Source organism: Actinoplanes sp. NPDC049598, from assembly GCF_040675435.1.
Taxonomy (GTDB): domain Bacteria; phylum Actinomycetota; class Actinomycetes; order Mycobacteriales; family Micromonosporaceae; genus Actinoplanes.
On sequence record NZ_JBFAOX010000016.1, the window covers coordinates 23,281 to 32,772 of the forward strand.

Genomic DNA, 9,492 nt, shown 5'->3' on the forward strand with positions numbered 1-9,492 from the left:
CCCGGGTGAGGTCGGACACGGCCGGTGGGCGGGAATGGTGTGTGCCTAGCATGGCGTTCTAGCGTGCAGTGTCGCCGAGCGGGCATTTCCCGTAGGCGCTGAGCAGACTGAGGAGTCGGCAGTGGACGAGGTCCGTAATCTGATCATCATCGGTTCGGGGCCCTCCGGCTACACCGCGGCGCTGTACGCGGCCCGCGCCAACCTCAAGCCGCTCGTGATCGAGGGGGTGCAGTCCGGTGGTGCGCTGATGACGACCACCGAGGTGGAGAACTTCCCCGGTTTCCGCGAGGGCATCATGGGCCCCGAGCTCATGGACAACATGCGCGCCCAGGCCGAGAGGTTCGGCGCCGAGTTCATCACCGACGACGTCACCCGGGTCGAGCTGACCGACAAGCCGACCGAGGCCGGCACCGAGGGCCTGAAGACGGTCTGGGTGGGCGACAAGGAGTACTTCGCCCGCGCTGTGATTCTTTCCACTGGTTCCGCCTGGCGGCCCCTCGGCGTTCCCGGCGAGCAGGAGCTGCTCGGCCACGGCGTCTCGTCCTGTGCGACCTGTGACGGCTTCTTCTTCCGCAACCAGCACATCGTGGTGGTCGGCGGTGGCGACTCGGCGATGGAGGAGGCGACCTTCCTCACCCGGTTCGCCGAGACGGTGACGATCGTGCACCGCCGCGATTCGTTCCGGGCCAGCAAGGTCATGCAGCTCCGCGCCCTGAACAACCCCAAGATCAAGGTCGAGTGGAACTCGAAGGTCGAAGAGATCCTCGGCGAGGACGGAAAGGTCAACGGCGTCCGCCTCCAGAACGTCGAGACCGGCGAGTCCAAGGTCCTCGACGTCACCGGCGTCTTCGTCGCGATCGGCCACGACCCGCGCAGCGAGCTGTTCAAGGGCCAGGTCGAGCTGGACGACGAGGGCTACGTCAAGGTCGACGCCCCGTCGACCCGGACCAACGTCCAGGGCGTCTTCGCCGCCGGCGACCTCGTCGACCACACCTATCGTCAGGCCATCACGGCCTCCGGCACGGGCTGCGCCGCGGCCCTGGACGCCGAGCGCTTCATCGCGTCATTCGTAGAGCTGTAAGACCGGGAGGGTCGAAGTGGGAGCAGGCAAGGCGATCAGCGACGCCACGTTCGTGAGCGACGTGCTGCAGTCGGACACACCGGTACTGGTCGACTTCTGGGCGGAGTGGTGCGCGCCCTGCAAGAAGGTCGACCCGCTGCTGAACGAGATCGCCACCGAGATGGGCGACAAGGTCCGGATCGTCAGCATCAACATCGACGAGAACCCGGAGACGACGCGCGCGTACCGGGTGATGTCGGTGCCGACGCTGACCATCTTCAAGGGCGGCGAGGCCGTGAACTCGGTGACCGGCGCCAAGCCCAAGAGCGCCCTGGTCAACTTCATCGAGTCAGCCCTCTGAGTCGCTGATTCGTGCCCCGCGTCCCTCGTGGACGCGGGGCACGGGCGTGCCAGGGGTACTCTCCTCAGAGTTTGTTCTTCGTACTAGGGAGTCGCTCGTGCGTTCCATCCGGCGTGGAGACAGCGGCCCGGCCGTTGCCGAGATCCGATCGATCCTTCTCGGGCTGGAGCTGCTGACGACGGCGTCGGACGTGTTCGACGACGAGATGGACCAGGCGGTCCGGGCCTTCCAGCAGGGTCGCGGCCTCGGCGTCGACGGCCTGGTGGGCGACGAGACATGGGGCGCGCTCGACGCCGCCCGCTGGCGGCTCGGCGCGCGCACCCTGTTCCACTCGGTGCCCGATCCGCTGGTCGGCGAGGACGTACGCACCCTGCAGGAGCGGATGCTCGAGATGGGCTTCGACGCCGGCCGCGCCGACTCCATCTACGGCGCCCGCACGGCCCGCGCGGTGGCCCAGTTCCAGCGTGAGGTCGGCCTCACCCCGGACGGCTCCTGCGGCCCGCAGACCATCAAGGCGCTGCGCCGGCTCGGCCGCAAGGTCGTCGGCGGCCGCCCGCAGTGGCTGCGCGAGGCCGAGGCGTTCCGTCAGGCCGGCACCAACCTGGTCGGCAAGACGATCGTGATCGACCCCGGCCACGGCGGCGGCGACGACACCGGCGTGGTCGTGCCGGACGGCCCGCTGCGCTGGTCCGAGGCCGACCTCGTCTTCGACCTGGCCGCCCGCCTGGAGGGCCGGCTCGCCGCGGCCGGCATGCGGGTGCACCTGACCCGCGGCCCGCATCCCACCGAACCGATGAGCGGCGCCGAGCGGGCCGCCCTGGCCAACAGCCTCGGCGCCGACCTGCTGATCTCGCTGCACCTCGACGGGCACGACAACGAGGCGGCCGACGGCGTCGCCGCGTACCACTACGGCACCGGCAGCGGCCTCAGTTCGACCGTGGGGGAGCGGCTGGCCAACCTGGTGCAGCGCGAGATCGTCGTCCGCACCGGGATGCGCGACTGCCACATCCACGCCAAGACGTGGGAGCTGCTGCGCCTGACCCGCATGCCGGCCGTGCGCGTCGACCTCGGCTACCTCACCTCGCCGGCCGACCGCGACCGGCTGGTCAACCCGCTGTTCCGCGAGCAGATCGTCGAGGCGATCCTGGCCGCCGTCCAGCGCATGTACTTCCCGGTCGAGCGCGACGTGCCGACCGGCTCGATCGACGTGCGCCAGCTGCGCCTGGCCCTGTCGAACCGGGGCTAGTTCTCGACCGTGCGCGTTGCTGTGGCCGGGCGGACCGGCCGCAGCAGCGTCTCGGGGCTCATCGAGCCCAGCAGCTTCTCCAGCGCGTATTCGACGTCGGACTTCCACGACAGGGCCGTACGCAGCTCGAGCCGCAGCCGCGGGAAACGCGGATGCGGGCGTACGGTCTTGAAGCCCACCGACAGGAAGAAGTCGACCGGGGCGACACAGCCGGTCTGCTTCTCGTCGTCGGCCTCGCCGAACTTCGCATCGCCGAACGCCTCGATCGCCTTGACCCCACGCTTGGTGAGATCACGGGCCACGCCCTGCACCAGCATGCGCCCCAGCCCGCCACCGGCGAACGCGGCCACCACGTGCGCCGTCATCAGCAGCGCCGCGTCGGCGCTCACGGGCGAGGTCGGAAAGGCCATCGAACGGGGGACGTACGCCGGTGGGGCGTACATCACAAAACCGGCCGGCATGCCGTCGACGTAGGCGAGTTTTCCGCAGGAGCCCCACTCGAGCAGCGTCTGCGAAACCCACGCCTCCTTCTCCAGCCCCGGATCACCGGATGCGCACGCGCGCTCGGCGGAAACCGGGTCCAGCTCCCAGAAAACGCACTGCCGGCACGGCCTCGGCAGATCCTCGAGTGTGTCCAGAGTGAGGTTGACCAGGCGTCGCGACACAGTCGTCCCCCTTGAACTCCGAGCCCCGATGGGGATCCTACGCCGCAATAGCGATGAACGGGACCAGTTGGGCAGCCTGGCCGGTCAACCGAGGGCCCGCGGTGGCGGGCCCGACTACCATCCTTCAGCGAGGCCTGTTCTCTTCTAGCGAGGTGAGAGCCGCATGACCGGCACTACCCAGGACGACTACACCGATCGCTATGCGCGCCGAGTGCGTGGCATGACCACATCGGAGATCCGCGCACTTTTCGCCGTGGCCAGTCGTCCCGAGGTCGTGTCGCTCGCCGGCGGCTCGCCCTACATCGCCGCCCTGCCGCTCGACGCGGTGGGGGAGATGCTCAACCAGCTCGCCGCCGACCAGGGCGCCACCAGCCTGCAGTACGGCATCGGCCAGGGCACGATCGAGCTGCGCGAGCGCATCTGCGAGGTCATGGCGCTCTCCGGCATCACCGGCGCGTCCCCCGACGACGTCGTGGTCACCGTCGGCGGCCAGCAGGCGCTCGACCTGCTCGCCCGCCTCTTCCTGGACCCGGGCGACGTGGTGCTCGCCGAGGGGCCGAGCTACGTCGGCGCACTCGGTGTCTTCCAGGCCGCCCAGGCACAGGTCAAGCACGTGCCGATGGACGACGAGGGCCTCATCCCGGCCGCCCTCGAGGAGGCGATCGCCGAGATCGAGCGCTCCGGCCGCAAGGCGAAGTTCCTCTACACGATTCCGACGTTCCAGAACCCGGCCGGCGTCACCCTCACCGACGAGCGGCGCGAGCAGGTGCTCGACATCTGCGAGCGCGCCGGCCTGCTGGTGGTCGAGGACGACCCGTACGGCATGTTGTCCTTCGAGGGCGACGCGCCGCGGCCGCTGCGGGCCCGCCGGCGTGAGGGGGTTTTCTACGTCAGCACGTTCTCCAAGACGTTCGCGCCCGGCCTGCGCGTCGGCTGGATCCTGGCGCCCCACGCCGTGCGCGAGAAACTCGTCATGATGAGCGAGGCCAACGTGTTGTGCCCGAGCGCGTTCGCGCAGGGCGCGGTGACGCAATACCTGTCGACGATGCCGTGGCGCGAGCAGATCAAGGTCTACCGCGAGATCTACCGCGAACGCCGCGACGCCCTGCTCGGCGCGCTGCGCGACCTGATGCCGGCCGGCACTTCCTGGACCCATCCCACCGGCGGCCTGTTCGTGTGGGCCACCCTGCCCGACGGCCTCGACTCCAAAGCGATGATGCCGCGCGCGATCGCGGCCCGCGTCGCGTACGTGCCCGGCACCGGCTTCTACGCCGACGGCACCGGCCGCAGCAACATGCGCCTCAACTTCTCGTACTCCTCGCCCGAGCGCATCCGCGAGGGCATCCGCCGCCTCTCCGGCGTCATGGAGCAGGAGCTCGCGATGCGCGCGGTCTTCGGTCCCGCGGCCGCGCAGCCCCACCGCCGCCGCGGCACGGCCGCCGCGGACGCCCCCGGCCCCGACTTGGCATGATCTCCTCATGGTTACCGGTGACGATGTGCGCGTGATGGTTCTGGCCGGCGGCCTCTCCTACGAACGGGACGTGTCGCTGCGCTCGGGCCGCCGCGCCGTGGACGCCCTGCGCGACGTCGGCATCCAAGCCGAGCTGCGCGACGCCGACGTGGCGCTGCTGCCCTCCCTCCAGGAGGACCCGCCCGACGCGGTGGTGATCGCCCTGCACGGCGCCACCGGCGAGGACGGCTCCCTGCGGGGCGTGCTCGACCTCTGCGGCGTCCCGTACGTCGGCTGCGACGCCCGCGCCTCCCGCCTCGCCTGGGACAAGCCGTCGGCCAAATCAATGCTGCGCGAAGCCGGCATCCCCACCCCCGACTGGGTGGCGCTCCCGCACGACCGCTTCTCCGAGCTGGGCGCGGTGGCGGTCCTCGACCGCATCGTCGACCGCCTGGGCCTCCCGCTGATGGTCAAGCCAGCACAAGGCGGCTCCGGCCTCGGCGCCGCCGTGGTCCGCGAGGACAGCGCCCTGCCCGGCGCGATGGTCGGCTGCTTCGCCTACGACTCGACCGCACTCGTCGAGAAGTTCATCCCCGGCAAGGACGTGGCCGTCTCCATCGTCGACCTCGGCTCCGGCCCGCAGGCCCTGCCCACCGTCGAGATCGTCCCCCGCGACGGCGTGTACGACTACGCGGCCCGCTACACCGCCGGCCTCACCACCTGGCACGCCCCCGCCCGCCTACCCGAGTCGACGGCCGCCCTGGTCGCCGACACGGCGCTGGCCGCCCACAAGGCCCTCGGCCTGCGCGACCTCTCCCGCGTCGACCTCATCGTCCCCGACGACGGCGCCCCGCAGGTCCTGGGCATCAACGTCTCACCCGGCATGACCGAGACGTCCCTGCTCCCCTTGGCCGTCCAGGCCGCCGGCCTGGACCTGGGTCACATCCTGGCCACCCTCGTGAAACGAGCCGTCGCCCGCGCCACCGCCTGACCCTTCAGGACTCCAGCCGTACGCCCCAGCGGCCAGCCCACGCCCCAACCGCGCTGGCCGCCGCCGGCCCCGAGCGCACCAGAGCCCCGAGATGCCTGCCACAACCATCCGCCGCGCTCGAGCCGCACGAGGTTCCACCAGCGACCGCTGTCCGACCCAGCCCGGCCACACCGAACGGAATGTGGTCACGGTGCCGACACCATCACCGCGCCGCTGGCGACCGGCATCCGGCTCACCAATGACGCCACCCGCCGCAGCCGGCTTACTGAGCCGACCGCCGTTCCTTCTCCTGACCGAGCCTCGGCACTACGAGCCGGCCCGTTTGGCGTTCTTAATAGGCCCACCTCCATTGGCATCGCATGCTGGTCCATTCCCACTTGCCAACGCCCACTACCGCAGCACCGCGCGTGCTGCCGCCACTGTGCGCCCGCCGCATTGTGTGATTCGGCTGCCGCCCCACGGCTCATGCCGGCACGCCCCCGTGCGCCCGAAGCCACTACCCCAAGACGCGGTGCGGGGTCCGTTCGTCGGGGTCCCGAGAGCAACCCGACCCGGGCGATCGTCCCACGTAAGCCGAACCCCGGCGCCTTGGTCTCCCCGCACAGCCTTGATGCCGACTGGCTGAACCGCGCAACCGCGCAGGGCCGGCCGACCTTCTGGGTGTTCCTAAGACGCCTTCACAGTGCCGCGTTGGTCCTTCAGGCCCGCCCTGCTCACCGTTCGGCTCTGTGGCACCAAACCGGCCGCGTAGGGAAGCACCTAAGCCGTTGCCGAGCATTGCTCATCCTCACCGCATGTTTCACGGGAAACAATGGTGGCGGCATCCGCCCCACCCACGTGGGGGCTATGTCGACTGCGATGAGCTATGGGCGCGGTTCGAGCCGCGGTCGTCGCCGCCTGACCGCCCGCCACCGGGCCGCTCGGCCACCCGGGTCGCTCGGCCACCCGGGCCGCTCGGCCACCCGGGCCGCTCGGCCACCGGGTCGCCTGTCCGCTCGGCCACCTGACCGCCTGTCCGCTCGGCCACGCGGCGGTGAAGGTGCGCACGCTCATGCTGGCGCTGACCGCCTGTCCGCTCGGCCGTCTGACCGCCTGACAGCTCGGCCGTCTGACCGCCTGACAGCTCGGCCGTCTGACCGCCTGACAGCTCGGCCGTTTGACCGTCTGACAGCTCGGCCGTTTGACCGCCCGACCGTCTGGCTGCCCGTCCGACTAACTAATCGGCCGTTTGCCGGGGCCAGCCATTTGCCGGCTCGTCGGCTTGTCGAGAGCTTCAGGATCCCGTCGCCGCGGTCGAGCCGGCGTTTCTCCCGCGGTTGCCTGATAGCTCAAGCCTGGCACACTCCGCTGCCTCGTAGGGAACCGAATCGCGTTCTGTGGATAAGCCAGCGAACGTCGGGCTGAGCATGTCGTTGGAACTGTGGCAGGTGCGAACCAACGTCCACGAGAGCGGGGCGACGGTGCAGTCCGCGTACAGCTGGCTAAGCGGAAGCGGACGGCTCGGCCTGGTCCACCCGGGGGTTTTGCGTCGGAACCCGCGACGGCTCGGGCTGGACGTCATCGCGGGGCGCCGGGTGGACGGCGTCGGCGTTGTCCACAGTGTCGTCGCCGGTGGGGGAGTAGGTGATCGTGGAGGGCGACTCCCAGTCGATGTGGGCGGGCTCAGCGATCGCCTTGCCGCCGAACTCGGCCAGCCACGCGGCCACAAGGGCCAGATTTTCGCGCCACTGCGCCTCGGGGATGACGGGCAGAATGTCGTCCCACAGCGAGAGGAACGTGCCCCGCAACTGAAGGCGGCCGTAGGGGCGCGCGAGGAACCACATGTGCAGGTGCGCCGAGCCATCGCCCCAGCGGTTCACGTGCACGCGTCCGACACCCTCGAGAGAGCGGATCGCGCGCTCGAGCCGGACGGTCATGACACCGAGCTCGGCGGCCAGGAGATTCGGCAGATCGCCGAGATCGAGGTGCGATCGGCACTCGAGGATCACCACGGCCGGGAGGCCCGTAGGCCGGTCCATGGCCCGGACCCGCCAGCGTTCGCTCACCCAGATGTACGACTCGTCGGGCGTATTGCAGGCGACGCAGTCGGCGACGTCTTCGCCGGCACGTGGTGGCTCCACCTCGACCGGAGCGGCCAGCGGCTTGACTCGCATGTCGCCCTCGAACGGAAACGAGGGCCAGCGGGTGAAGCTCGGCAGAGGGGCGGTGTTGTCGGGCACGAGGTGACCTTAGCCGAGGCCAGACCCTCTGTCCCGGGTCAATTTTCCGACCTGTGGAGGCACCCCATCGTCAACGTCCGCCGGACCCACGACGTAGATCGCCATCACCGTACGTGGGCGCGGCCGCACGGCAAAAGTTATCCACAGAAGTTATCCACAGGCTGCCCCGTTTCACGTGAAACACGACGTCGGAGGCTTGCGGGCCCTGTGGATATACCGGTGGAGAGCGTTCGGCCCATCGGCCCCGTTTCACGTGAAACGGGGCCGCCAGCTTTTTCAACAGGGCTTACGCACAGCCTGTGGATAACTCCCCAACCGAACCCAGACGACGTCCACATTGCCCTCGACTTCGATCAGAGAGCTGCTCCCTCGATAGAGGGCGGTCGAGCCACAGGGTCTGCGGCCTTATCCGCTTCGTGAGCCGATCTCGCAAACTGAACCCGTTCAGCGCTTCCTCGTCCGGCTAGTCAGATGCGAGGCAGACAACAGATCACAGATCACGAGCGGCGTCCGGTCCCACGCCGCCGAGGGCTACAGCGCGTCTCCGGACCGCTGGTCACACTGCCCGCCAACTCTGGCGGCCAACGGGAGTGCATGCAAGGCGGTGACCGAATCAGCGCACCTGGAACGTTCGACCGAAGTGCCACCCGGATGGCCACCGACGGCTCAGGGACTCACCTTTTCGGCAACCCAGCGTGCGGCCTTCTATGGACGCTTCCAAAAGGCAGGATGGTGTTGTTGGTATGACGTGGCCCCACCCACCGTCCAGTCCACCGCCGGAGCTGCGCGCAGTTGATGCGCCGGGCCGGCCTCGTCTGGTCACTTCGTTTGTAGATTCAGCGTCCTTGGGTCGGGGCCGGTTCGTCGTCCCGGATCCGTCTCGCCTGGCGGTCACAGATCGAGTAAGCCGGACCCTGATGTTTCCCGTGAAACGTGCACCGCCGCTGCGACCACGCTGGGACCGTTCCACGGCCTGGCTGAGCGGCGACCAAAACGAGCGCTGCATGCCGGCTACAACCCCAAGGCCCATGCCGCCTACTGCCTTGTTCGGTCTCCTTCCCGGAGGTTGTGAGGTGGACGCAGGCGCATCCTCCACTCCTGTGTGCGTCGACCGAGAGGACTTTCAGCATCGTCGTTCTGCCTCGGCGACCGGCGTCATCGGGGTTAATGACATGTTCAAGGCGCAGTCCTGATTCTCGGTCAGCTCCGCCTCGCACGCTTAAAGGAATGGCTTCGACGAGGACGCTCGAGCGACGTCTATTCGCGGGTACCGGCCGTGCGCCTTGTATGGGTACGTGTGGCCCAAGCGAAGCGCTGACGCGCTCGGCGTCTGGCCAATGGGCACCACTCCCGAGCAAGCCGCCCTCATGGCCGTCCAGGTCTCACCGCAGGCTAACGAGGAGGCGAGATCGCCGGCCATAATCGCCAACGGCCCGATCAAGCGCCCTCGAACCGAGCCGCGCACTGTCAACACCTGGACCACGTTTCACGTGAAACGGC

Annotated in this window: 7 protein-coding genes; 5 read left to right on the top strand and 2 right to left on the bottom strand. The window is 69.2% G+C overall.

What is annotated here, in order from left to right; all coding sequences use genetic code 11:
- Positions 1–121: 121 nt before the first annotated feature.
- The 3 genes from trxB (at position 122) to AB0J66_RS31470 (ending at position 2,667) form a co-directional block, all read left to right on the top strand.
- Positions 122–1,081: a thioredoxin-disulfide reductase gene (trxB, locus tag AB0J66_RS31460; protein WP_364668324.1), complete on the top strand. Its 960-nt coding sequence runs from the start codon at positions 122–124 to the stop codon at positions 1,079–1,081.
- Between the two features lie 16 nt (positions 1,082–1,097).
- Positions 1,098–1,421 (top strand): thioredoxin, encoded by a 324-nt coding sequence (trxA, locus tag AB0J66_RS31465; protein WP_364668326.1) that lies wholly within the window; start codon positions 1,098–1,100, stop codon positions 1,419–1,421.
- Positions 1,422–1,518: 97 nt separating this feature from the next.
- Positions 1,519–2,667 carry an N-acetylmuramoyl-L-alanine amidase gene (locus AB0J66_RS31470; protein ID WP_364668329.1) on the top strand — a complete coding sequence of 383 codons (1,149 nt, stop codon included), beginning with the start codon at positions 1,519–1,521 and terminating at the stop codon, positions 2,665–2,667.
- Here the strand turns inward: AB0J66_RS31470 and AB0J66_RS31475 are convergent.
- Positions 2,664–3,332 (bottom strand): GNAT family N-acetyltransferase, encoded by a 669-nt coding sequence (locus tag AB0J66_RS31475; RefSeq protein ID WP_364668331.1) that lies wholly within the window; start codon positions 3,330–3,332, stop codon positions 2,664–2,666. The genes AB0J66_RS31470 and AB0J66_RS31475 overlap by 4 nt on opposite strands.
- Positions 3,333–3,495: 163 nt before the next feature.
- Here AB0J66_RS31475 and AB0J66_RS31480 point away from each other — a divergent pair, with 163 nt between their 5' ends.
- Complete coding sequence (locus AB0J66_RS31480) at positions 3,496–4,803, top strand: PLP-dependent aminotransferase family protein (protein WP_364668333.1); 1,308 nt, start codon at positions 3,496–3,498, stop codon at positions 4,801–4,803.
- A 7-nt stretch (positions 4,804–4,810) separates the two neighbouring features.
- Positions 4,811–5,773: a D-alanine--D-alanine ligase gene (locus AB0J66_RS31485; protein WP_364668336.1), complete on the top strand. Its 963-nt coding sequence runs from the start codon at positions 4,811–4,813 to the stop codon at positions 5,771–5,773.
- Between the two features lie 1,481 nt (positions 5,774–7,254).
- On the opposite strand, the gene AB0J66_RS31490 is transcribed toward AB0J66_RS31485, so the two are convergent.
- The gene (locus AB0J66_RS31490) at positions 7,255–7,992 is read right to left on the bottom strand and encodes a hypothetical protein (RefSeq protein WP_364668338.1); all 738 of its coding nucleotides are present in this window, start codon (positions 7,990–7,992) and stop codon (positions 7,255–7,257) included.
- Between the last annotated feature and the right edge of the window lie 1,500 nt (positions 7,993–9,492).

Excerpts from the sequence above, each read along its gene's own strand:
- AB0J66_RS31480 (WP_364668333.1), top strand. The coding sequence starts at position 3,496 with ATGACCGGCACTACCCAGGACGACTACACCGATCGCTATGCGCGCCGA.
- AB0J66_RS31485 (WP_364668336.1), top strand. The coding sequence starts at position 4,811 with ATGGTTACCGGTGACGATGTGCGCGTGATGGTTCTGGCCGGCGGCCTC.